At 74.7% G+C, this 23,384-nt stretch carries 22 protein-coding genes; 10 read left to right on the forward strand and 12 right to left on the reverse strand.

Annotated features, from left to right (window positions below; translation table 11 throughout):
* Window positions 1–57: 57 nt before the first annotated feature.
* The 3 genes from ABD823_RS28255 (at window position 58) to ABD823_RS28265 (ending at window position 3,008) form a co-directional block, all read left to right on the forward strand.
* A complete protein-coding gene (locus tag ABD823_RS28255) occupies window positions 58–642 on the forward strand; it encodes a flavin reductase family protein (RefSeq protein WP_344864851.1) in 585 nt (194 codons plus the stop codon).
* Between the two features lie 714 nt (window positions 643–1,356).
* Window positions 1,357–2,277, forward strand: coding sequence for an ABC transporter ATP-binding protein (locus ABD823_RS28260; protein WP_344864852.1), 921 nt, complete (start codon window positions 1,357–1,359; stop codon window positions 2,275–2,277).
* 2 nt (window positions 2,278–2,279) lie between these two features.
* Complete coding sequence (locus ABD823_RS28265; protein WP_344864853.1) at window positions 2,280–3,008, forward strand: ABC transporter permease; 729 nt, start codon at window positions 2,280–2,282, stop codon at window positions 3,006–3,008.
* 141 nt (window positions 3,009–3,149) lie between these two features.
* Here the strand turns inward: ABD823_RS28265 and ABD823_RS28270 are convergent, their stop codons facing one another.
* From ABD823_RS28270 to ABD823_RS28285, 4 genes are all read right to left on the reverse strand, one after another.
* On the reverse strand, window positions 3,150–4,040 hold the full coding sequence (locus ABD823_RS28270) for an IclR family transcriptional regulator (RefSeq protein ID WP_344864854.1): 891 nt from the start codon (window positions 4,038–4,040) through the stop codon (window positions 3,150–3,152).
* Between the two features lie 160 nt (window positions 4,041–4,200).
* On the reverse strand, window positions 4,201–5,199 hold the full coding sequence (locus ABD823_RS28275; protein ID WP_344864855.1) for a Ca2+-dependent phosphoinositide-specific phospholipase C: 999 nt from the start codon (window positions 5,197–5,199) through the stop codon (window positions 4,201–4,203).
* A gap of 226 nt (window positions 5,200–5,425) precedes the next feature.
* Window positions 5,426–8,089 carry a glycoside hydrolase family 3 N-terminal domain-containing protein gene (locus ABD823_RS28280; protein WP_344864856.1) on the reverse strand — a complete coding sequence of 888 codons (2,664 nt, stop codon included), beginning with the start codon at window positions 8,087–8,089 and terminating at the stop codon, window positions 5,426–5,428.
* A gap of 394 nt (window positions 8,090–8,483) precedes the next feature.
* Window positions 8,484–9,347, reverse strand: a complete 864-nt coding sequence (locus ABD823_RS28285; RefSeq protein ID WP_344864857.1) for an NAD-dependent epimerase/dehydratase family protein — start codon at window positions 9,345–9,347, stop codon at window positions 8,484–8,486.
* A gap of 111 nt (window positions 9,348–9,458) precedes the next feature.
* On the opposite strand from ABD823_RS28285, the gene ABD823_RS28290 reads away from it, so the two are divergent.
* Window positions 9,459–9,950: a MarR family winged helix-turn-helix transcriptional regulator gene (locus tag ABD823_RS28290; protein ID WP_344864858.1), complete on the forward strand. Its 492-nt coding sequence runs from the start codon at window positions 9,459–9,461 to the stop codon at window positions 9,948–9,950.
* 81 nt (window positions 9,951–10,031) lie between these two features.
* On the opposite strand, the gene ABD823_RS28295 is transcribed toward ABD823_RS28290, so the two are convergent.
* The 6 genes from ABD823_RS28295 to ABD823_RS28320 all read right to left on the reverse strand — a co-directional run bounded on the left by ABD823_RS28295 (window position 10,032) and on the right by ABD823_RS28320 (window position 14,966).
* Window positions 10,032–10,715, reverse strand: coding sequence for a sulfotransferase family protein (locus ABD823_RS28295; protein WP_344864860.1), 684 nt, complete (start codon window positions 10,713–10,715; stop codon window positions 10,032–10,034).
* A gap of 65 nt (window positions 10,716–10,780) precedes the next feature.
* Window positions 10,781–11,125: a divalent-cation tolerance protein CutA gene (gene cutA, locus ABD823_RS28300; protein WP_344864862.1), complete on the reverse strand. Its 345-nt coding sequence runs from the start codon at window positions 11,123–11,125 to the stop codon at window positions 10,781–10,783.
* A gap of 131 nt (window positions 11,126–11,256) precedes the next feature.
* Complete coding sequence (locus tag ABD823_RS28305; RefSeq protein WP_344864864.1) at window positions 11,257–11,736, reverse strand: SRPBCC family protein; 480 nt, start codon at window positions 11,734–11,736, stop codon at window positions 11,257–11,259.
* Window positions 11,737–11,760: 24 nt separating this feature from the next.
* The gene (locus ABD823_RS28310) at window positions 11,761–12,123 is read right to left on the reverse strand and encodes an ArsR/SmtB family transcription factor (protein ID WP_344864866.1); all 363 of its coding nucleotides are present in this window, start codon (window positions 12,121–12,123) and stop codon (window positions 11,761–11,763) included.
* A 112-nt stretch (window positions 12,124–12,235) separates the two neighbouring features.
* On the reverse strand, window positions 12,236–14,368 hold the full coding sequence (gene recD2, locus ABD823_RS28315; RefSeq protein ID WP_344864868.1) for an SF1B family DNA helicase RecD2: 2,133 nt from the start codon (window positions 14,366–14,368) through the stop codon (window positions 12,236–12,238).
* A gap of 73 nt (window positions 14,369–14,441) precedes the next feature.
* Complete coding sequence (locus ABD823_RS28320) at window positions 14,442–14,966, reverse strand: DUF421 domain-containing protein (protein WP_344864870.1); 525 nt, start codon at window positions 14,964–14,966, stop codon at window positions 14,442–14,444.
* Window positions 14,967–15,247: 281 nt separating this feature from the next.
* Between ABD823_RS28320 and ABD823_RS28325 the strand changes: the two genes are divergently transcribed.
* Entirely contained in the window at window positions 15,248–16,180 is a 933-nt protein-coding gene (locus ABD823_RS28325; RefSeq protein ID WP_344864872.1) for a rod shape-determining protein, read from the forward strand.
* A complete protein-coding gene (locus ABD823_RS28330; protein WP_344864874.1) occupies window positions 16,177–16,401 on the forward strand; it encodes a hypothetical protein in 225 nt (74 codons plus the stop codon). The genes ABD823_RS28325 and ABD823_RS28330 overlap by 4 nt, the downstream gene beginning before the upstream one ends.
* Before the next feature lie 13 nt (window positions 16,402–16,414).
* Here the strand turns inward: ABD823_RS28330 and ABD823_RS28335 are convergent, their stop codons facing one another.
* Window positions 16,415–18,088, reverse strand: a complete 1,674-nt coding sequence (locus ABD823_RS28335) for an FAD-binding dehydrogenase (protein ID WP_344864876.1) — start codon at window positions 18,086–18,088, stop codon at window positions 16,415–16,417.
* Between the two features lie 132 nt (window positions 18,089–18,220).
* Between ABD823_RS28335 and ABD823_RS28340 the strand changes: the two genes are divergently transcribed.
* From ABD823_RS28340 to ABD823_RS28350, 3 genes are all read left to right on the forward strand, one after another.
* Window positions 18,221–18,910 carry a TetR/AcrR family transcriptional regulator gene (locus ABD823_RS28340; RefSeq protein WP_344864878.1) on the forward strand — a complete coding sequence of 230 codons (690 nt, stop codon included), beginning with the start codon at window positions 18,221–18,223 and terminating at the stop codon, window positions 18,908–18,910.
* Window positions 18,911–19,016: 106 nt separating this feature from the next.
* Entirely contained in the window at window positions 19,017–20,831 is a 1,815-nt protein-coding gene (locus ABD823_RS28345; RefSeq protein ID WP_344864880.1) for a tetratricopeptide repeat protein, read from the forward strand.
* A 129-nt stretch (window positions 20,832–20,960) separates the two neighbouring features.
* Entirely contained in the window at window positions 20,961–22,139 is a 1,179-nt protein-coding gene (locus ABD823_RS28350; protein WP_344864882.1) for a C45 family autoproteolytic acyltransferase/hydrolase, read from the forward strand.
* A gap of 40 nt (window positions 22,140–22,179) precedes the next feature.
* Here ABD823_RS28350 and ABD823_RS28355 read toward each other — a convergent pair whose 3' ends face one another.
* Window positions 22,180–22,593 (reverse strand): YchJ family protein, encoded by a 414-nt coding sequence (locus tag ABD823_RS28355; protein WP_344864884.1) that lies wholly within the window; start codon window positions 22,591–22,593, stop codon window positions 22,180–22,182.
* A 159-nt stretch (window positions 22,594–22,752) separates the two neighbouring features.
* Between ABD823_RS28355 and ABD823_RS28360 the strand changes: the two genes are divergently transcribed.
* Window positions 22,753–23,384, forward strand: a 632-nt coding sequence (locus ABD823_RS28360; protein ID WP_344864886.1) for a GAF domain-containing protein, incomplete at its 3' end; no start/stop codon positions are given.

Here is a 23,384-nt window from a genome sequence, read left to right on the forward strand (position 1 = left end):
TACGGTCGTGCCCGGCAGCGGCCGTGCGGGCCGTACCGGAGCACGCGAGGTGATCCCATGACAGCCGAGTCCGCGCTCACCGCGGGCGCCGCCCCGCCCGACCCGGTTCCGCCCACCCCGGCGGAGATGCGGCGCGCGATGGGGTCGTTCGCCAGCGGTGTCACGGTGGTCACCGGGGTCGACGGCGGCGAGGCGGTGGGCTTCGCCTGCCAGGCGTTCGCCTCCGTCTCCCTGGAACCGCCGCTGGTGCTGTTCTGCGCCGACCACTCCGGCCGGACCTGGCCGAGGATCCGCGCGTCCGGGCGCTTCTGCGTGAACGTGCTGGGCGAGGAGCAGGTGGACCTGTGCGGGCGCTTCGGCTCCCGGGAGGGCAGGAGGTTCGACGGGCTCGACTGGGACCTGTCCCGGTGGGGCACCCCCGCCCTGCGCGGCGTGCTGCTGCGGGTGCACGCCGAGGTGTACGACGTGCACGTGGCGGGCGACCACGACGTGGTGATCGGCCGGGTGCTGGAGCTGGAGACGCCCGGCGGGCGGCGCCCGATGATCTTCTTCCGGGGGCGGTTCGGCGTGGACGGGCGCGAACCCCGGGTCCGGCCGCCGGCCGGTCCTGAACCGTGGGGGTGGGGCGACCGCTGGGGGTGACGGGCTCGCGCACCCTCCCGGACCGCGCTGGACGGATCCGCGCAGCCACCCGAGCCGGCGCTGGGCGGATCCGCGCGCAGCCGGGCTCGTCCCCGCTGAGCCGGGAGACGCCTGCCCGAGGATGCCGGCGATCCGGATCCGGCTGCCGTCGGGGACCTCCGGGCCCACCTCGGACGGCACCGGACGAGGGCCGGCACCGCATCCGCAGGTCCGCCGGGAGCGGGTCACCGCGTCGTCGGCGGGGGTCGACGGACTCCACGCGTTCCGGGTCGCCGCCGGCTTTCTTTTCTCGAGCGCTTATTCCATTTTATCGGACGGGTCGATCCCGGCCGATCAGCGATTTCACATCCGCCGCGGTCCACGGTAGCGCTCTCCTTCTCCGCGCGTTCTCCGCACACATACGCGGGCCGGAGGAAGGACCTCCTGCACCGTCCGGCGCCGGAGGGCACGCTCGTTCACACCGGCCGGGTGCCGGCCGGCCGCACCGCTCGGCCGGACACCCCGCCCACGACGTGGACGTCCAGAGCATCACCTCTCCGGCGGAACGATCCTGCGCGGATTTCACTTCAGCCCCGCCAGGGCCGGACACCTGTGCGAGGCCACCACCGTCCTGCGGAACCACGACGCCGCGTGAGGATGGAAAAAGACCCGGCGTTTCTTTATCGAGACGTACGGCAGCAGACATGATCCGGTGTTTTTGCGATAGTCGAAGTCATGGCTGATACGGCGGAAACAGATGCGGCGGTGAACCTGAAGGGCTTGCACAAGACCTTCGGTGAAGTGCGCGCGGTCGACGATCTGAACCTGCGCATCGCGCCGGGCGAGGTGGTCGCCCTGCTCGGGCCGAACGCGGCGGGCAAGACCACCACGATGGAGATGCTGCTCGGCCTGACCACCCCGGACCGCGGGGAGATCGAACTGTTCGGCAGGTCCCCCCGCCGGGCCGCGGCCGACGGGCTGGTCGGCGCGATGCTCCAGTCGGGCGGTTTCCTGGGCGAGATGACCAGCCGGGAGATCGTCCAGGTGATGGCTGCGCAGTACCCGAAGGCGATGAAGGTGGACGACGCCATCGCCCGGGCCGGGGTGACGGAGTACGCCAAGCTCAAATACAGCGGGTTGTCCGGCGGCCAGAAGCAGCGGACGCGGTTCGCCGCGGCCCTGGTGTGCGACCCCGACCTGCTGGTGCTGGACGAGCCGACCGTGGCGATGGACGTGCAGAGCCGCCAGGAGTTCTGGGCGGCGATGCGCGACTACACGACCGGCGGGCGCACCGTGGTGTTCGCCACCCACTACCTGGCCGAGGCGCAGGACTTCGCCGACCGCGTGGTGCTGATGCGGCATGGGAAGATCGTCGCCGACGGCTCGGTGGACGCGATCGTCGCCAAGGTCGACGGGCGCACCATCAGGGCGACGATCGAGGGCACCAGTGCCGAGCTGCTGGCCGCCCTGCCGGGAGTGGGCACCGCCCGGCTCCGGGGTGAGCACGTCGAGCTGCACTGCTCCGACTCCGACGCCGCGCTGCACGCGCTGCTGGCGGAGTACCCCCGCGCGCGTGACATCTCGGTGACGGCGATGTCGCTGGAGGACGCGTTCGTCGCGCTGACCGCCGACGAACCGGTCATGAAGGAGGTGTGACCATGGGCGCGTTGATCTGGACCGAGCTCAAGGTCCTTTCCAGGTCGGTCGAGTTCCTCGTCGTCACCATCGCGTTCCCGATGGTCTTCTTCCTCGTCATGTCGGAGGTCTTCGGCTCGGATCGAGCCGGTGGACTGGACATGGACACCTACATGATGATCAGCATGGCGGCGTTCGGCGCCATCTCGGTGGCGTTCGCCGTGGGTCCCCGGGTCGGCCTGGAGCGACAGGCCGGGTGGAACAGGCAACTGCGGCTCACCCCCCTGCCGGGCTGGGGCTACGTCGCCGTCAAGATGGCAGTGGCGATGATCCTGGCGCTTCCGGCCGTGCTGCTCGTCTTCCTGTCCGGGCTGCTGGTCAAGGGCATCGAGCTCACCGCCGGGCAGTGGCTGGCGATCGTCCTCTCCTGCTGGATCAGCTCGCTGCCGTTCGCCGTGCTCGGTCTGCTCATCGGGATGGCCGTCAAGCCGGAGTCGGCGCAGCCGCTCGGCCTCGCGGTCTATCTGCCGATGGCCATGCTCGGCGGACTGTGGATGCCGGTGGACGTCCTGCCGGGCTTCATGGCCTCACTGGCCAAGGTGCTGCCGAGCTACTGGCTCGCGGAGATCACCCGTGACCGGCTCACCGGGGTGGCGCTCGATCCGCTGGGCGTCGGGGTGCTGGCGGCGTGGTTCCTGGCCGCCCTGATCTTGGTGATCGGCCTCTACCGCCGCGACGCGGCCAGGGTGTAGGAGGAGGTTCCGGGGCCGCGTCCCGCACCGCACCGGAACAACTCACCAGGTCGCGAGCGGTGGTTCCGGTGGCCGTGCGGGGTGGCGGTCCGCAGGCCGGTGTGCGGGTCCGGCCTCGGCGACCGGTCGGCCCCCGGGACGTCACAGCCAGTCGCCGTCCTGGCCGGTGGCGAGGAAGCGGTTCATGGTCTCCGGCGACCAGCCCTGCTCCGGCACCACCGCCATCAGGCGGGCCCGCCGCGGGGCCTCGGCGTCCGGGAAGAGGGCCAGCGAGACGCGCCGCGCGACGTCGGCCACCAGCGGGGCCACCCGCTCCAGCGGGGTCCGCGCGTCCCCCACCAGGGAGACGGCGGCCACCGGCCCCTCGGGGCCGCGCACGGCCGCGGCCACGCACGCGATGTCGGGGAAGCACTCCCCCCGTTCGAAGGCCAGCCCCCGGCGCTGCCGGACGCGGTTCAGCTCCTGGTGCAGGGTGTCCAGCTCGCCGATGGTGCGGCTGGTCAGCCGGCTGATGGCGCCGCCGATGCGGGTGTCGACCTGCTCGGGCTGGAGCCAGGCCAGCATCGCCTTGCCCAGCGCGGTCGAGTGGGCCGGGGCGCGGCCGCCCACCCGGGAGGGGACGGCGGCGGCGAACCGCCCGCCGACCTTGTCGAGGTAGTAGACCTCCGCCCCGTCGAGGACCGCCAGGTGGACGACCAGCCCGGTCCTGAGCTGCAGGTCGTGCAGGAACGGCGCGGCCGCCTCGCGGATCTCGCCGTGGCCGCCGTCCCGGCCGCCGAGGCCGAGGGCGCGCGGGCCCAGCCCGTAGCCGAAGGCGGTGTGCTCGATCCACTGGAGGCGGACCAGCTGGTCGAGGATCCGGTGCGCCGTCGAGCGCGGCAGGTGCGTGCAGCGGGCCACGTCCTCGAGGGTGAGCCGGGTGGACCGGCCGGTGAACGCGTCCATGATCAGGGTCATCCGCTCGACCATCGACGGCGGCAGGTCCCGTCGTGCGGACTCCGCCTGCCCCGGCCCGGGATTGAGAGCGGCCATCGAGCCCTCCGGTCCGCGAATTGAAATGAATTCTCGTGTGGAATGTAGCAACGGGACCCCCTCGGTGGAAGGGGGTCCCGTGACCCGGATCACACCCGGGCGCCGTTCCCGGTGGGCGCGGCTGCGCGGGCGCCCGCCGCGGCGGGCGCCCGCGGGCCCGTCAGCAGCCGGCGCGGTCGTGCGGGCCCTGCCAGCCGGGGACGGTGCGCCAGTCGCTGGACACGACGGTCGCGCCCAGGCATCCCAGCTGCCGGGTGCGGGCCAGTGCCTGCTCCGGCGACGGGGCGGTCGCGTGCAGGGCGGGCGCGACCTCGTGCGCGCCGGTGACGGTGGTGACGTAGGGGGCGTAGAAGGCCCGCCGGTCGGCCGGCAGCGCGGCGAAGGCCGTCGCGCTGCCGTCGAAGACGACGAACCACGGGCGCAGGGACTCCTCGTAGGCCTGGCGCGGGTCGGCGGCGGAGCCGTACGCGCCCTGCGGGACCGGGAAGACCTGGGCGTCGGCGGGGTGGTCGCGCAGGTGGCGGGCGTACTCCAGCTCGGTGGGCAGGCTGTCGTTCTCCGCGGTGCCCCGGATGACGTAGACCATGATCCGGCCCTTCAGGTCCGCGGGCCAGGCCCCGGCCCGGGCCGCCGCGTCCGGGGTGGGGTGGCCGCCGCCCATCAGGTCGGCGGGGGTGATCAGCGCGTCGCCGAGCCGCTCCCGCAGGACGGCGTCGAGCTCGTCGGGGCCCCGGCCCCGGTTGTCGTGGAACCCGTCCTTCATCTCCAGCTTGACGATCAGCGGTTCGTGCCCGGGGTTCGCCTCGTGCCAGGCCCTGATGTTGTCCAGGCAGTGCGGGAACTGCTGGCTGCGCGCCGAGTCGCGCAGCTCGCCCGCGGTCGCGCCCTTCTCGCAGTTGTTGTCGCTCCAGAAGGGGTTGGAGTGGCTGACGGTCCACTGGCCGAAGAAGGTCCACAGGTCGATCTCGATCATCCGGTTCCCGGCGTCGAGCGCGTCGATCAGGTAGGGGTAGGCCGCCCTCTCGTAGGCGTTGTGCACCCCGCCGAGGGTGAGGCCGGTCAGCGGGGGGCCGTCCGCGTGGGCGGGGCCGGCGCCGAGGGCGGTGAGCAGCGAGGCGGCCAGGGCCGCGGCGAGGGCGAGGCGGGCTGGGGAACGCACGGGGCCTCCGGGGGGGAGAGTCGGGGGGAGAGTCGGGGGATGACGGCGACGTCGCCGGGCGAGTCAGGATGATCTTCACTGTGTTCCGCCCGCCGGGCAAGACCCGGTGACGGAAGAAGGGGTCCCCCGCCGGACCGGCGGGGGACCCCTTCTGCGGCGGTGGCGGTGGCGGTGTCGGGCCGCCGGCCGCCCGGGTCGGGCGTCCTGATCGTCAGGGGTCAGGGCGTCAGGTCAGGTCGGAGCACTTCTTCGCGTCGGGGTCCGAGGCCGCCTTCGGCACCCAGCGCACGTTGGCGAAGGAGGCCGAGAAGGCGCCCTCGGTGTAGACGAGGAAGGGGGTGTTGACGTTCTCCAGGTCCAGGCCGCCCGCCGCGAAGCAGGAGACCGGGATCTTGACGGTCGTCTTCGTCCCCGCGGGGATCCCGGCGAACAGGGAGGTCGCCACGACCTCCGCGAAGCAGGGGTAGACGCAGTGGGCGCTGATGACCGTCCGGGCGGCCGGGGCCTGGTGGACGACCGTGTCGAAGACCAGGGCGGCGTCGGAGTTCAGGTAGCCGCGCAGGTCGGTGCCGCCCGCCGGGTTCTGCATGTAGATCTGGGCGGGGCCGGTGCCGTTCCAGGTCGCCTTCAGGCCGTCCTGCTGGACGTTGACGTCGGACTGCACGACGCTGATCGCCGAGTGCGCCTCCGTCCCGTCCGGGCCGATCTCGGTGCCGCCCCAGTTGTCGGCCGAGCCGATGAAGCTCTTGTACGGGGCGATGTCGGTGCGGTTGAAGATCTCCAGGTCCTCGCTCGCCTCGCCGCCGCCGCCGGTGGAGCCGCAGGGGAACTCCGGCGCGGTCTCGTCGAGCTTCCCGATGGAGCTCACCTGGCCGGAGCGCAGGCCGTACCCGAGCGGGAAGAGCGGGTCGTAGCCCTCCTCGCCGGGGTTGAGCGGCGTCTGGCAGGCGCTCTTCGGCCAGGAGTACGGCAGCTTGCCGGTGTAGCCCTCGCGGTGCCGGCCCTGGACGAGCAGGTCGGCGACGCCGCCGCCCTCGGTGCCCGGCAGCCAGGCGACCACGAACGCGTCGGAGCGGTTGAGCTCCTTGTTGACCCAGAGCGGGCGCCCGGTGACGTAGACGGTGACCACGGGCACGCCCTTGCCCGCGACCTTGTCGAGCACGGCCAGGTCGCCGGGGTAGAGCTTGGCCGCCTCCAGGGTGCGCCGCGACAGGTCGCCCACGCCCTCGGCGTACGGCGTCTCGCCGATCACCGCGATGACCGCGTCGTAGGCCGAGGGGTCGACGCCGTCGGCGTTCTCGCTGAAGGTGACGTCGGCCTCGCCCAGCGCCTCGCGGAGCCCGCCGAGGATCGTGGTGCCGTTGGGGAAGTCGGCGTTGGTGTTGCCGGTGCCCTGCCAGGTGAGGCTCCAGCCGCCGGTCTGGTTCTGCATGCTGTCGGCGCTCTTGCCGACCACGAGGACCTTGGAGTTCCTGGCCAGCGGGAGCACCCTGCCGTTGTTCTTGAGCAGGACCTGGGACTTGCGCACCGCCTCGCGGGCCAGGCCCTTGGCCTCCAGCGCGCGCCCGGAGCCGGCGAAGGCCCGCTGGGAGGGCTTGCGGCCGTCGAGCACGCCGGCGCGCAGCTTCACGCGCAGGATGCGCGTCACCGCGTCGTCGATGCGCGCCATCGGGATCTCGCCGCTCTCGACCTGGGCGACCGTGTTGGCGATGAACGCCTTCCAGTCGTTGGGGACCATCACGACGTCGATGCCCGCGTTGATCGCCTGCGGGCAGCTGGCGTTGGTGCAGCCGGGGACCTGGCCGATGCCGTTCCAGTCGGAGACGACGAGGCCGTCGAAGCCCATCTTCCGCTTGAGGATGTCGGTGATCGCGCGCTTGCTGCCGTGCAGCTTGCCCTCGGCGATGCCGAGCTCCTCGTTCGTCCAGCTGTTGAACGAGACCATGACGGTCTGGGCTCCGGCCGCGAGCGCGCCGTAGTAGCCCTGGCCGTGCAGGTTGATCATCTCCGCCTCGGACGAGGGGTTGACGCCCTGGTCCACGCCCTTGAGGGTGCCGCCGTCACCGATGAAGTGCTTGGCGGTGGCGATGACGCCGCCGGGACCGATGCGGCGCGAGGCGCCGTCCTGCAGGCCCCTGGCGGCCTCGTAGCCGTAGGCGCGGACGATCCGGGGGTCCTCGGAGAAGCCCTCGTAGGTGCGGCCCCACCGGTCGTCGCGGACGACGGCGAGGGTGGGGGCGAAGGCCCAGTCCTGGCCGGTGGCACGGATCTGCTCGGCCGTCGCCTCGCCGATCTCCCGGATCAGGCACGGGTCCTGCGCGGCGCCCAGGCCGATGTTGTGGGGGAAGATCGTCGCGCCGTAGACGTTGTTGTGGCCGTGGACGGCGTCGGTGCCCCAGATGACCGGGATCTTCGTCCGGCTGGAGACCGAGGCGTCCCAGTAGGCGTCGGCGAGGTCGAGCCAGGCCTTCTGGGAGGCGTGCTTGTCGCGGCCGGGCCAGGAGCCGCCGCCGTTGAGCACCGAGCCGATGCCGTACTGCCCGACCTCCTCAGGAGTGATGGCGGCGATCTCCGGCTGGGTCATCTGGCCGACCTTCTCGGCGAGCGTCATCCCGGCGACGATCTTCGCGATCCGCCTCTCGTCGGCCGGGTTCCGCTTGATCCGGCTCTCGACCTTCGGCCAGTCGGAGAGCGTGGGCAGCCTCTTCTCGATCCGGGCGCAGCCGCGCAGGTCGAGGGAGGGTTTTCCGATCACCGGCTGCCGGTCGCCGGTCGCGGTCTCCGCCGCGGCACCCGGCATCCCGGCGACCCCGGAGGCCAGCACGGTCAGGCCCGCCAGTACGGCGAGCCCGCTCCTTCTGGCGCCCCGTCGGGCGAAAGGTGTGGTCATCGAGGGTCCGTTCTCGAGGAACTGCAGGGGGTGTGGCGGTCCCCCGTGGTCCGCACTGGGCAGATCCTGACGCTGTGAACCCGTTCACGTCAATAGTTTCTGAGAGCGCTCTCTGAAAGAGTTGCATGGATCGGGAGGTCATCCGCCGCTTCTGGGGAACCGTTCCCTGGAAGCGGCCGGCCACCCCGGGCGATACGGGAGGGGGCCGAACCGCGTGATCACCGCCGGCCGCCCCGGGCGGGGGCCGGCCCGCGTGATCACGGCCGGGCCGCCGGGCGGCGCGGCGCCGCCCGTCCGGCACCACCCGGACCTGCGCGGCATCGCCCGCCCGCATCACCCGGAGCGGCCTGGCCGCGCCCGTCCGGCACCGGCCGGCCCGGCGCCGCCCGTGCGGTCATCGGCCGCCGCGGTAGGAGCCCTCCGCGAGCTCGGCGACGACGCCCGGCCGGTGCGGGTGCCAGCCGAGCGCCTCGCGGGTCCGGGCAGCGCTCACGGCCTGGCCGAGCGCGAGCGCCTCGGCGAAGGCCGGGCCGAGGTCGCCCGCCGCCTCCTCCACCGGCCAGGCCTGCGCCCCGGTGCCGCCGAGGCCCGCCGCGCGTGCGGCGGCCTCCGCGACGGCGGACAGCGGCACCGCCTCCTCCCCCACTCCGTGCAGGACCGCGCCGGCGTCGGCCTTCTCCACCGCGAGCGCGAACAGGTCCGCCAGGTCGTCGATGTGGACCGTGGGCCAGGTGGGCTCCTGGCCGCCCGCGGAGACGTACCGGCCCCGGCCGTGCTCGGCCGCCTTGGCGGCCAGCAGGGCGGGGATGCCCCCGCCCCGGCCGTACACGATGCCCGGCCTGATCACGACGCCGCCGGCCTCCCGCACCCGCCGCTCCACGTCCGCCCGGAAGGCGACGAGCGGGATGGGGGCGAGCGGGGCGTCCTCGGCGGACGCCCCCGCGCCCAGCACCCAGATCCCGCTCGTGTAGACGACCCGCGCCCCGGTGGACAGCAGGGCGTCGGCCGCGGCGGACTCCGCCGCCCCGTCCCCGGTCGGGGCGGCGGCGTGCACCACCACGTCCACGTCGCCGGCCGCCGCGCGGAGGGATGCGGGGTCGGCGACGTCGCCGTAGCGGACCTCCGCGGCCCCCGGCACGGACCGGGCCTCCCCCGCCCTCGGGCGGACCAGCGCCACCACCTCGTGGCCGTGCTCCGCGAGCCGCCCGGTGACCGCGGAGCCGATGTACCCGGTCGCGCCCAGCACGAGAATCCTCATCGCTTCACCTCAAAAGCTTCGACGTCAAAATTTATGGCGGCGAAACGTTAAACCGAGAGGCGGAGCGATGTCAAACACTTCGACATCGAAACGTTCAGGTAGCATGGCGGCGTGCACGACGCCGTCGACAAGATCCTCGAACAGTGGGCGGCCGCCCGGCCCGGCCTGGACGTCTCCGCCATGGGCGTGGTGGGCCGGCTCTCCCGCGCCTCCCGCCTGCTGGAACGCGGCGTCAAGGCGTACTTCGACGAGCACGGCCTCGAGGCGTGGGAGTTCGACGTGCTGGCGACGCTGCTGCGCGCCGACCGGACCCTGTGCATGCGGGATCTGGCCTCCGCCGCCATGGTGAGCTCGGCGGCGCTGACCAACCGGATCGACCGCCTCGTCGCCAAGGGGCTGGTCACCCGCGCCACCGCGGAGGACAACCGCCGCCTGGTCCTGGTCACCCTCACCGAGGCCGGCCGGCGCCTGGCGGGCGACCTCCTCGAGGGCCACCTCGCCAACGAGCGCCGCCTGCTCGACGGGCTCGGGCCCGCCGAGCAGGCCCAGCTCGCGGCCCTGCTGCGCAGGCTCCTGCGGTCCCTGGGGGACACCGACCTGTGACGTGCCCCAGTCCTCGAAGGGCCCGTCGGAGGCGGGGGCGCCGGGGACGGCTCCGGCGCCCCCGCCCGGCGCACGGGGCGGTCAGCCGCTGCGCCGCCAGAGCAGCGGGCCGACGCGGGCACGGGCGTTCCGGTCGAAGTCGGCGGCGGCGTTGACCCGGGGGAAGGGCTCGTCCGGCACCGGCACGCCCAGGAAGCCGCAGAGCGGCCGCCACCCCTGGGCGGCCTCGAACACGAGCAGCCGCTCGGCCGGGATCTCCGCCACGACCTCCTCGACGTGCGCGCGGAACACCCTCAGCAGGTGCTCGCGGTCGTCCGTGCGGCCGCCGAAGACCCGCTCGCCGACGGTCAGCCGGGTCATCCTGGTGAAGGCCGCCAGATCGGTGCCGAGCAGCGACGCGACCCCGGACAGCAGCCGCCCGGGCAGCGCGCCGCCGCGCCGGACCCGCCGGAGGATGGTGGCCTCCATGCTGGCCAGCCAGCGCTCGGGGTCCCGCACGGTGAGCACGACCTTCGCCTCGGGGTGGTGCGCGGCGAGCTCGCGCCAGTAGGCGGCGGACGGCCAGTCCACGCAGGAGCGGTAGCCGCCCAGCAGATCGTCCCAGGGGACCGGCCGCCCTTCGGCCAGGGCGAGCCAGCGGCGGATCTGCCCCGGCCGCTCGATCACCTCCGTCATGTGGTGGCACGGCCCGAACCCGAGCCGCTCCAGCGCCGTCTTGAGCGAGAGCGTCCCGGTGCGGCCGAAGCCCGCGCCGATGACCCGCACGATCCCACCTCCCCCGACCGGGAGGTGCCCGGTGCGCGCGCCGGGCAACCCCCGGCCGCCGGGCCCTACCCGTCGGAGAGCGGGGAGGTGCCCTGCCTGATCCAGGCGAGGTAGTCGTCGGTGCCGGCGGCGAAGGCGACCGCGACGATCTGCGGCACCTCGTACGAGTGCAGTTCGCGCACCCGCCGGGCGAGCTCCTCGAAGCGCCCGGCGGTGGTCTTCATCAGCAGCAGCCACTCGGGGGAGCGCTGCACCTCCCCCGCCCACCAGTAGACCGAGTCGATCGGAGCGACCAGCTGCGCGTCGACGGCCAGGCGCTCCTCCACCGCCGTCGCGCCGATCCGCTCCGCCTCCTCGCGGCTCGCGGCGGTCACCCGTACCTCCAGGCAGTCCGAGGCGTTCTGCGGCATGCGCTCCGTCCGATCCGGTGTCCGGTCCCAGGCCTTTCCAGGACGGACACTAGCCGACGGCCGGGCCGCCCGCCCCGCGGCGTCCCGCCCTCCGGCGGCACGGCGGGTCCGTCCGCCCTCCCGGGACGGGCTCAGCCCGCCTGCAGCTCGGCGAGGAGCGCCTCCAGCTTCTCGTCGCCCTCCCGCACGCCCTGCTCCATGCCGGAGGCGATCATCCCGTCGCGGTCCTCGACGGACTGGAAGACCGAGAGCGCGCGCACCAGCGTCCGGCCGTCGCGCTCCTCCATGGTCATGCTCTCCAGGCAGACGTGCCCGGGCGTGCCCTCGAACTCGAAGGTCTGCACGGTGAGGTCCGGCGACGGGGTGCCGTGGAAGACCCCGTGGAAGCCGTACACGTTGCCCTCGGCGTCGGTGTGGACGTAGCGCCACCGGCCGCCGTCGCGGACGTCGAACTCCTCGACGGTCATGGTCAGCTCGCGCGGGCCCAGCCAGCGCACCAGCAGCTCGGGCTCGGTGTAGGCGCGGAAGACCAGCTCGCGCGGGGCCTCGAACTCCCGCTCGATGACGACCCGCTGCGTGCCGGGCTCCGCGGTGATCTGCGTCTTGGCCATCGTCGTCTCCTTCGTCCGGACCGCTCAGCGGCGGTCGGTCCCGTTCCTGTCGTCGTGTGCCCTGTCGCCCTGCAGAGCCGCGAGCAGCTCGTCGAGCCGCTCGTGGCTCTCGTCCCAGAACCGCTGGTAGCGGGCCAGCCAGGTGGTCACCTCCCGGAGCGGCCCGGCCTCCAGGTGGCTGAGCCGGGCCGTCGCGCGCCGGGTGCGCGAGATGAGGCCCGCCCTCTCCAGCACCTTGAGGTGCCGGGAGACCGCCGGCTGGGACATGTCGAACGGCTCGGCGAGCTCGGCGACCGTCGCGTCGCCCTCGGTCAGCCGGGTCAGGATCGCGCGCCGCGTCGGGTCGGCGAGCGCCGCGAACACGAGACTGATCCGGTCGTCGGCCATTAATAACCACCTTGTTCTAGAACCTACAGGTTAAGAATGCGTCGTCACCGCTCCCTTGTCAAGGCCCCCGGCGGGGAGGCCGGGGGGGCGCGCACGCGGCGGAGGGAGGGGGTCAGTCCCGCAGGCTCAGCGCGAGGCGGCGGGCGAGCCCGGTGTTGCGAGGGTGCCCGAGCCGGTGGACCGCCGTCTCCAGCGCCTCGCGCTGCCCGACGAGGACCACCCACGAGCGGGCCCGGGTGACCAGGGTGTAGAGCAGTCTCCGGTACAGCATGACGCCGCCGGCCTCGGCGACGATCGGCGCGACCACGAAGGGGTACTCGCTGCCCTGGGCCCGGTGCACGCTGATGGCGTAGGCGTGGGTCAGCTCGTCGAGCTCGCCGAAGCCGTACGGCACGCTCTCCCCGTCGTCGGTGCGGACCTCCACGATCCTGTCCTGCTGGACGATCCCGGTGACCACGCCCGTGGTGCCGTTGAAGACCCCCTTGTCGTAGTTGTTCCGGATGGACATGACGCGGTCGCCGACCCGGTAGACCGAGGCGCCCGACCAGTGCTCGGCCACCCCCTCGCGGGCGGGGTTGAGCCGCTCCTGGAGCATGCGGCCGAGCTCGGCGGTGCCGGTCGCGCCCCGGCGCATCGGGGACAGCACCTGGACCTGGTCCGGCTCCACGCCCTGCTTGCGCGGGATCGCCACCGTCGCCAGGTGGACCACCCGCTCGGCGACCGCGGAGGGGTCGTCGGCCTCCTCGAACCAGAACCCCCGCCGCCCGGGGGTCACCGGCATGCGCCCGGACCGGATGCGGTGCGCGGCCTGGATGATGCCGCTGTCGGCGGCCTGGCGGAAGACGTGCGTCAGCCGGGTCCGCGGGATCTCCTCGACCCGGAGCAGGTCGGCCAGCACGCTGCCGGGCGCGACGCTCGGCAGCTGGTCGGAGTCGCCGACCAGCAGCAGGTGGCTGCCGTCGGGGACGGCGGCGGTCAGCCGGGTGGCCAGGTGCAGGTCCAGCATGGACGCCTCGTCCACCACGATCAGGTCGGCCTGGACGGGCGTCTGGGTGAACAGGGCGCCGGAGTCCGGCTCGGGCCGGTGCGCGAGCATGCGGTGCACGGTCATGGCGGGCATGCCGGTGAGCTCCGCCAGGCGCCGGGCCGCCTTGCCCGTCGGCGCGGCGAGCGTCACCGTGCCGCCCGCCTGCTTCACCGCCGCCGCCACGGCCTTCACCGTGTGGCTCTTGCCGCAGCCCGGGCCGCCGGTGAGGATCGACACGGTGTTGGTCAGCGCCATGGCCACGGCCGCCCGCTGCTCGGCGTGCAGGCCGGGGTCGTCCGGCCACCGGTGCGCGGGCAGCGCGGAGGCGGCCCGGCGGAGCCGCGTCAGGTGGGCGGTCAGCCGCAGCTCGCGGCTGTGCACGTACTTGGCGTACACCACGGGCCCGCCCCGGCCGTCGGGGGACGTCTCGACGACCACGCGGCGCTCGGCCGTCAGGGCGTCGACGAGCCGGCGGACGGCGTCCCTGTCCTGGCCGACCAGCTCGGCGGCCCGCGCGACCAGCGCCTCCAGCGGCAGGTGGCAGTGCCCGTCGCGGGCGGCCGCCGTCTCCAGGGTGTCCAGGATCGCCGCCTTGATCCGCTCCGGGCTGTCCTCCGGCACCCCAGAGCGGAGCGCGATCCGGTCCGCGATGCCGAACGCGACGCCCCTGACCCGGCCGATGAGCCGGTACGGGTCGGAGGCGAGGACCTCCCCGGCGGACTCGCCGAACACCTGGTAGATCTTCGCCGCCAGCAGCGGGCTCACCCCGAAACCCTGCAGGACCACCATCAGGCCGGCGATCGCCTTCTGCTCCTCCCACGCCCGCATGATCTGCGCCTGCCGCGCGGGGCCGATGCCGACGACCTCCGTGAGCCGCTCCGGCGCGGTGTCGACGACCGTCAGGGTCTCCTCGCCGAAGTGGCTGACGATGGCGTGGGCGAGCCGCGGCCCGATGCCGCGGATCAGCCCCGAGCCGAGGTAGAGCCGGATCGCCTGGACCGTGGCCGGGGCCACCCGCTCGCAACCGGTCACCGCGAAGTGCCTGCCGTGGCGCGGGTGCTCGCCCCAGTCGCCGGTGAGCCGGAGCGCCTCCCCCGGCTGGACCCCGGCCAGCGCCCGCCCGGAGGCGACGAAGTCCGGCACGCCCTCGGCGCTCACCCGCGCGACCGTGTATTCGTCCTCGCGGACGTACATCAGATGCTCGACGGAAACGTCCACACCGGGATCCAACCCGATCCGACCGACAGAAGCCCACGCCACCGCGCCGGGCGGCGGGGCGGCGGCCGCGGCGTCAGCCGCGCGCCGGCGGCTCCGGGGGGTCGTCCACCTCGCCCTCGTCGCGGCGCAGCACGCTGATCATCCCGTTCGGCTCCAGGTAGGCCCGCTTGACCTGCGCCGGATCCTGGATGCCGTGCAGCCGCAGCTGGCTGAGCACCTCCTCGCGCGTCATGAACTCCCGGCGCATCAGCCTCCGGTTCAACCGGCCCTCGTCGATCAGCGGCCGGGGACGGGCCTTCAGCAGCCTGGCGGCGCGGGGCCACCGGTAGGAGACCGCGTCGACGACGACGCTCCACAGCAGGATCGTCGCGACGAGCAGGACCCCGTCGGCGACGGAGTCGGACTCGCCGGTCAGGCCGCCCGCCGCCGCCTCGGCGACCAGGACGACCAGCAGCACGTCCGTGATGCCCAGGCCTCCGGCCTCGCGCTGCCCGGCGACGCGCATCATCAGCAGGAGCGCGAAGAACGTGACGGTCCCGCGCACGAAGATCTCGAGCACGGGCGTGCCGGGCAGGAAGATCGATCCCCAGTCGGGCATGCCCCATGGCTACCCGACGTGCACGCATCGCAACCATGGGTGACCGGGCGTCCGGTCCTGCCCCCGCGGCGGCCCGGCCGCACCGGCCCGGCGGGCGTTCCCGACGGCCATGCCGCGCACGCGCCGAACTGGGCTATGGTCTGGGCATGGCGACCTCGTGGCGGATCCCGCGTGGGCCCGCCGGGACCACGCGGCCGCCGCCCGCCCCGCCTCCCGCCCGCTCCGGTACGGCCTGAGCAGGGAGCGATCGCATCCCCTCGTGAGCAAGGAGTGATGTCGTCATGACCGGCATCGGATCGGTGTGCGACCCGCGCGGAGCCGACCGGCCCCGGCGCCCTTCGGGCGGGGGCGTCCCCGGCAGGGGTCCCGGCGGCCTGGTCCGGCCCGGCAGCCGCGCCGCGCTGGACCTGGGCACCTCCAGGACCCGCCTCATGATGTCGGGAACCCTCGCGATCGTGGACCAGCCGTCCGCCGTGCCGGCGGCACCGGCCCGGGACGGCGCTTCCGGCCCCCACGACGCGCCCGATACGTCCGACGCGCTCGACGCGCTCGGTGCGCTCGGTGCGCCGGAGATGCTGCGGCCGATCCGGCACGGGATGGTCACCAGCACGGCGGCGTGCGCGCGGCTGGCCCGCAGGGTGCTGCGGAGCGCGGCGCCGCACGGCGCGCCGCCCCTGGAGCGCGTCCTGCTCGGCGTGCCGGTGGCCGCCTCGGCACTCGACCGGCGGGCGGCGGGCACCGCCGTCGGCAGCGCGGCCGGCTGCCCGGTGGTGATCGTCGAGGAGCCGCTCGCCGCCGCCGTCGGCTGCGGCGTCGACGTCACCGACCCGCTGCCCCGGCTGCTGCTGGACGTGGGGGCGGGGATCATCGAGGGCGTCGTCATCCGCGACGGAGCGGTCGTCGACGCCGGGGCCGTGCAGATCCCGCCCGGCTCCTCCGGCGACCTGCCCCCGCACGTCGGCGACCAGGTCGCGATGGTGCTCGCCGAGCTGCTGGCGCGGGTGCCCGCGAACCGGCGGCGGGCCGTGCGGGAGCGCGGCCTGCTGCTCACCGGCGGCGGGGTGCGCCGCCCCGAGCTGGCCCGCAGGCTCTGCGCCCGGCTGGGCATGACCGTCAGCCCGGCGCTCGAACCCGCCCACGCCACCGTCCGGGGACTGGCCCGCCTGTGCGTCATGCCGGATCTGCTCGACCTGCTCGTGGCCCGGCAGAGATGACGCGCCGGACCGGCCCGGAGCCGTACCGGAACACCGACGTCGCCCGGCCCCCGGACATCCTCCGCGCCGTCCCCCGGAGCCCCCCGGGGACGCCGGTCGCCGGTCCGCAGACGGGCTGCGGACAGGGGCGGGCCGCGGCGCGGCGGCTGCTGCCCGGGGTGCGCTGCCGCAGGCACGTGCTCCGCAGGTACTCGCTGACCGGGGAGAGACCCGGCCCCTGACGGCGGCGGCCGGTCAGGCCGTCTGGCGGGCCGCGGCGCGTCCGGCGGCCCGGCCGGACAGCAGGCAGCCGCCGAGGAAGGTGCCCTCCAGGGCGTTGTATCCGTGGACGCCTCCGCCGCCGAACCCGGCGACCTCCCCGGCGGCGTACAGGCCGGGGATCGGCCGCCCGTCCAGGCCCAGGGCGCGGGAGTCGAGGTCGGTCTGGATCCCGCCGAGGGTCTTGCGGGTCAGGATGTGCAGCTTCACGCCGATCAGCGGCCCGGCCGCCGGATCGAGGAGGCGGTGCGGTGCGACGGCGCGGCCGAGGCGGTCGCCGAGGTAGCGGCGGGCGTTGTGGATGCCCTGGACCTGGACGTCCTTGCTGTAGGGGTTGGTGATCTGCAGGTCGCGGGCCTCGACCTGCGCGCGGACGGCCGCGGCGTCGAGCAGCGGCTCGTCGGTGAGCGCGTTCATCTTCGCGACGAGCTCGTCCAGGGTGGGGGCGACGACGAAGTCCGCGCCGTGCCTCTTGAACGCCTCGACGGGGGCCGGCGCGCCCGTGCCGAGGATGCGCTCGCGCAGGAACGCCCTGCGGTCCTTGGCGGTGATGTCGGGGTTCTGCTCCGAGCCCGAGAGCGCGAACTCCTTCCTGATGATCTTCTGGGTGAGGATGAACCAGGAGTGGTCGTAGGCGGCGATGTCCGGGGTGGTGCGCAGGTACCGCAGCGTGCTCAGCGTGTCGTAACCCGGCAGGCACGGCTCGGGCAGCCGCCGGCCGAGGGCGTCGAGCCACAGTGACGACGGGCCGGGCAGCACCCGGATGCCGTGCCCGGGCCAGACCGGGTCCCAGTTGTGCAGGCCCTCGGTGTAGTGCCACATCCGGTCGCGGTTGACCAGCCGGACCCCGGCGCCGGCGGCGATGTCGAGCATCCGCCCGTCGACGTAGGCCGGGACGCCGGTGACCATGTGCGCCGGAGGCGTGCCGAGCCGCTCGGGCCAGTGGCGCCGCACGAGGTCGTGGTCGCCGCCGATCCCGCCGGTCGTGACGATCACCGCCTGGGCGGTCAGCTCGAACCCGCCGACCTCGTCGCGGTTGGAGGCGACCCCGCGGGGGGAGTCGTCGTCGGCGAGCACCGCCCCCCGCACCCCGGTGACCACGCCGCCGGTCATGACCAGCTCGTCGACCCGGTGCCGGTGGTGGAAGCGCACCAGCCCCGCCGCGGCGGCCCGGTGGGCCGAGCGGGCGAACGGCTCCAGCACGCCGGTCCCCGTCCCCCAGGCGATGTGGAAGCGGGGCACGGAGTTGCCGTGCCCGCCGGCGCGCAGACTGCCGCGCTCGGCCCATCCGACGGTCGGCAGGAACGTGATGCCGTGCCCGGCCAGCCAGGAGCGCTTCTCCCCGGCGGCGAACTCCACGTAGGCGCGGGCCCACTTGACCGCCCAGGCGTCCTCGTCGTCCAGGCGGTCGAACCCGGCGCTGCCCGTCCAGTCGCTCCACGCCAGCTCGGCCGAGTCCTTCACCCCCAGGCGGCGCTGCTCGGGCGTGTCGACCAGGAACAGGCCGCCGAAGGACCAGAACGCCTGCCCGCCAAGGTTCGCGGCGTTCTCCTGGTCGACCAGGGCGACCTTCTTGCCCGCGGCGGTCAGCTCGTGGGTGGCGACCAGGCCGGCCAGGCCCGCGCCGACGACGATGACGTCTGCGTCCATGACGGGGGTGCTCCTTGCTGCGGGGCGGCCCGAGGGGGTGCCGGGGCCGGCGGGCGCCGCCCGGCGCCCGATGTATCGGATACATCTATGTATCCGATACATCGGTGTATGTAAACGGGGTAGCGTGAGCGCATGACCCCCCCGACCCCGGCCCCGCCCCCGGCACGGCGGCGGCGCCGGCCCGCCGTACGGCCCGACGGCACCGCGCCCCGCCTCACCAGGCGGCGCGGTGAGACCCGCGCCCGCCTGCTGGAGGCGGCGTTCCGGGTGTTCGCCGCCAAGGGCTTCGGACGGGTCCGCATCGAGGACGTCTGCGAGGCCGCCGGTTACACCCGCGGCGCGTTCTACTCGAACTTCGGCAGTCTCGACGAGCTGTTCTTCGCCCTCTACGACGAGCGCGCCGACCTCATCGCCGACCAGGTCGCCGCCGCCCTGGCCGTCGAGGACGGCGCGGGCCCCGGCGGCGCCGATCCAGACGGCCCGCCGATCCAGGCGGTCATCGAGCGCGTCACCGCCACCCTGCTGCTGGACCGCGACTGGCTGCTGGTCAAGACCGACTTCCTGCTGCACGCCGCCCGCGACCGGGCCGTCGCCGAACGGCTCGCCGCCCACCGCGACCGCCTGCGCGCCGCCGTCGAGCAGCGGCTGCACGCCGCCCGGGAGTGGCTCACCCTCCCCTCCGCCATCGGCGACGTCCCCGGCGCGGCCCGCGCCGTCGTCGCCGCCTACGACGGCGTCGCCACCCAGCTCCTGCTGGACGGGGACCTGCCCGCCGCCCGCGCCTGGCTGACCCGGCTGCTCACCGCCCTGCTCACCCGCTGAGCCCCTGCTCGCCCGCGGAGCCGCACCCGCCCGCCGGCACCGCCTCCCGGCCGGACCGTGGTTGGATGGCGCAGGCCGCAAGTCGATCACCGTAAGGGGAGGACGCATGGCACCGGACGGCCACGAGGGCCTGAACGACCCCCGGCAGGAGGCCGAGGGAGAGCTCAGCATGGCGCGCCTCGCGCTCGACGACGGCGAGCTGGAGCACGCCGCCGGGCACGTCGCGGCCGCCCTGGCCCTCGCCCCCGACCTGCCCCACGCCCACGAGCTGCTGGCCCGGCTGGACCTCGGCCTGTTCCCCGTGGAGCGGCCGGCCTTCCTCGGCAGCGTGCTGGCGCGGGCGCACCTGCTGGCCGCCCGGGGCGGGTACGCCGAGGCGCTGGAGCTGCTGGCGTCCGCGCAGCGGCACGACGCCTCGGGACGCTGGGCGCACGTGCCGTGGGTGCTCGACCCCGAGCTGCCCGGCCGCCTCCCCGCCGAGACGCTGGCCAGGATCCTCACCGGCCTGGCGGCCGCGCTCGCCGATCCCGTCCCGCAGGAGGAGCGGGCGGGGCTGGAGCCCTTCGTCCGGCTGGCGCGGCACGGCGCGCGCGTGCACGCCGGCAGCGCCACGCTCCTGTGGGCGGCCTCGATCCTGCTGCGGCGCGCCGGCGAGCCCGAGGAGGCCCTCGTGCTCGCCGAGCGCTCGGCCGGGCAGGAGCCGTCCCCGCAGGCCGAGATCGCGGTCTACGGCGCCTGCCGGGCCCTGGAGCGGTGGGACGGGGCGGAGAAGGCGCTGCTGCGGGCTCTGGAGTTCGACCCCGGGAACCTCTACGTGCGGACCGATCTCGGTGAGCTGCTGCACCTGGCCGGGCGGCCCGCCGAGGGGCTGGCGTGGGTGGAGGGCGTGCTCCGCGTCGATCCGCGGCACGAGTCGGCCTACCCGACCGCGTGCGGCATGCGGTTCGAGCGCGACGGCGACCTGCGGCACCTGATCGACCTGGCCGACCACCTGCGCGAGCACCCGGACAACGACCACGCCTCGCACGTCCTGTTCACGCAGTCGGAGACCCTGCCGTGGCTGACCCTCCCGGCGGCCCCCACCGAGGCGGTCGTCAACGTGCTCCACCAGGTGCTGGAGAGGGAGGGCGGGGACGCCGCGGACGGCGCGCTCACCGTCTCGGCGCCCGAGCCGCCCAGCGCCCTGCTGGCCTTCGCCCGGGCGCTGCCCGGCTTCGTCCTCAGGATCGACACGGTGCCCGAGCCCGATCCCCGGCTCCCGGTGCCGCAGGTCTTCTCCGGCGGTCCGGTCCGGAGCGTGGCGCGGCGGGTCTGGCGGTACGAGGGCACCACCGCCGTCCCCGCCGTACCGGCCCCCTCGCCGGAGGCGTCCCGGGCGGTGGCCGCCCTGGCCGGACAGCGGTGGCCGCACCTGCCGGCCGCCTTCGACCAGGCCGTACGGCTGGCCGCGCTCCCGCTCGACGACCTGCTGGCCGTCCTGGTCCACCCGCCGGCCTCGCCGTTCGGGACGCCTGCGGCGTGGCCGTACTGGATCAGGCAGGTCCAGGCGTGGGCCTGCCTGGGGGTCGCCCACCACCGCGGCGAGCAGCCGTGGCAGGGCTCGGCGCGCCGGGAGGCGCTCACCGACCTCGCCTACGGCCCGGAGGACTGGGTGAGCGAGGCCGCGCTGCTGGCGATGATCGCGACGGCCTGGATGGTCCCCGAGGCGCGGGCGGACGTCGCGGAGCTGGTCGCCTGGCGCTACCTGGCGGCCGTCGAGGCCGCGCGGAGCCGGCCCGTCACGATCCTGGACTCGCTGCGCGGCCTGGTGCTGGTGACCCCCGGCATGCATCCGGAGGTCCGGCGGCTCGCCGCGGAGTCCGCGGAGGAGGAGCCGGAGGAGGACGCCGCCCCGTCCGGCGGCCCCGGCCGGGCCGGGTGACGGACGCCCCGCCCTCCTTCCGGGAGGCGGCTCCCGCCCCGTGCCCCGCCGTACGGCGCGGCGCTCCCCCGCGGCCGGCGGTCAGCGTCCGGTAAGCCGACGGTAAGCGCGCCGGCCGACGGTGGCGGCATGGACGAGAACGCGATCGTGGCCGGTGGCGGCGAGCACGACTTCATGACGGTGCGGCACCTGGTGCTGCGCGGCAGCCAGGAGGAGATCGGCCGGGCACTGGCCGAGGAGGCCCGCGCGAGGGCCGGCTGGCGGCCCACCGCGACCGATCCGGTGATCAACCGGGCGCGCCGGACGTGGTTCGAGCGCAACTGGCCGCAGCACCACGCCCGCCTCTCCGGGGTCGCCGCCGCCTTCGGCGCCGATCCCGGCGACGACGCCCTGCGGCTGGACGGCCTCGCCACCCTGCCCGCCGGGTCCGGCTGCTCGGCGGTGTGGTGCCCGCCCGGCCGGGCCGCGGACGGGCGGGGCAGGCTCGGCCGCAACTACGACTTCTTCACCCTCAGCGCGGCGGACCTGGTGGCCGTGTTCGGCGGGGCCGCGCCCTCGGGGACGGGCCTGCCGATGGCCTCGCGCCCCTACGTCGTCACCCTCGTCCCCGACGACGGCCCGGCCTCGACGGCGCTGACCATGTCCGAGCTGGACGGCTGCATGGAGGGCGTCAACGAGAGCGGCCTGGCCGTCGCTCTGCTGCTCAGCGACGTGGCCGGCACCGAGCCGCCCTCGGGTCCGCCCGTGCCGCAGGCCGGGCTCGGTGTCACGCAGGTGCCCCGGTTCCTGCTGGACACCTGCCATGACGTCGAGGAGGCCAAGCAGGCGCTGCTGGGCGCCAAGCAGTACAGCGAGGGCGTCCCCTGCCACTACCTGATCGCCGACGCCTCCGGCCGGGCCTTCGTCTGGGAGCGGGGGACCGATGACAGCGAGCACATCATCGAGGCCGCCGACGGGGGGCCGCTGTGCGTCACCAACCACCCCCTGCACCGCCATCCGGACGCCACCCGGCTGCCGGAGGACACCCCGGGCTCCTTCCGCACCTACGAGCGCGCCCGCACCCTGGCGGGGCTGACCGCCGGGCCGCTGTCGCCCGGTGACCTCCGCCGGGCGCTGGACGCGGTGTCCATGCCGGCCGCCCCCGAGGAGCCGTGGCGCACGTTGTGGCGTACCGTGCTCGACCCGCTCGGGCGCACCATGACCGTCCGCTTCTATCTGGGCGACGGCCCGCACGGCACCGTCCGGCACTCCCCGGAGGTCTCCTTCGGCGCAGGCCGCGACGGAGCGGAGCCGCCGCGCTCGCCGTGACGGCCGCGCCCGGCGGGCGGTCCCGCCCGCCGGGACCGCCTCAGAGGGCTCCGACGTACGCCCAGGCGCCCTCGTGCCGGACGAAGCGGCTGTTCTCCTCCAGCTCCCCCGTCCGCCCGCGCTCCACGTAGTGGGCGCGGAAGCGGACGGTGCCCTCGGTGTGGAAGACGCTCCCGCCGGTGGTCTCCAGGACCTCCAGGCGGACCCAGCGCACGGACCGGTCGGTCCCGGCGCGGGACGGGCGCGTCGCCGGATGCCAGGTGCGCAGGAGGTATGCCTCGTCGCCGACGCTGAAGGCGCTGAACCGCGAGCGCATGAGCGACTCGGCGGTGGCGGCGGCGGCCTCGCCCCGGTGCAGCCGCCCGCAGCAGTCCCGGTACGGCGCGGGCAGCCCGCACGGGCACGGGGCGGCGGGACCGGGGCGGGTCTGGGGGCGTGGGCCGCGTCGGGACATGGCCCTCATTCTGCCGCCCGGGCGGCCGCGGGGGCGAACCGCGCCGTCCGGACGGCGCACATCTCCGGGTAATCGTTCATTCACCCCCGGTTATCATTGGTACGAAGCAGTCAGCGCAGACGACCCGGGCAGGAATCGTCAGGGCAGAGGGGGCGGCCCGTGCCGGACCTGGAGCGGGAGACGGCGCTGGCGAGGCTGGTCGACACCGTCACCGCCGCGATCGGCGCCGCCGACGAGCTGGAGCCCGCGGCGCGCACGACGCTGGAGGCGGTCTGCCAGGCGACGGGCTGGCCGCTGGGGCACCTGTGCGTGCCGGCCGACGCCGGCGAGGAGTTCGTCTCCTCCGGGATCTGGGCCGGGGCGGTCGACAGGTTCCCGGTGCTGTGCGAGCTGAGCGCCGGGACCCGGTTCCGGCGCGGGAGCGACCTCGTCGGCCGGGCCGCGGCCGGGCGGCCGGTGTGGTCTGCCGACGTCACCGGCGATCCGCTGTGCGTGCGGGCCAGGCAGGGCCGCGAGCTGGGCGTGCGGGCCGCCTTCGCGTTCCCGGTCGTGGCCGCCGACGGCGTCGCGGCGGTGCTGGAGTTCTTCTCCCCCCGGGTGGTCCCACCGGACGAGCTGCTGCTGGGGGTGACGGCCGGCCTCGGCCACCAGCTCGGCCGGGTGGTCGACCGGCGCAAGGCCCACCAGCTGCTGGAGAGCAGCCGGAACCGGCTGGAGCAGATCATCGAGACCTCCGTGGAGGGGTTCGTCTCCATGGACGCCGCCGGGCGCGTCACCGGCTGGAACGGCGC

The sequence above is a fragment of the Planomonospora alba genome, from assembly GCF_039534085.1.
Classification (GTDB): Bacteria; Actinomycetota; Actinomycetes; order Streptosporangiales; family Streptosporangiaceae; genus Planomonospora_B; species Planomonospora_B alba.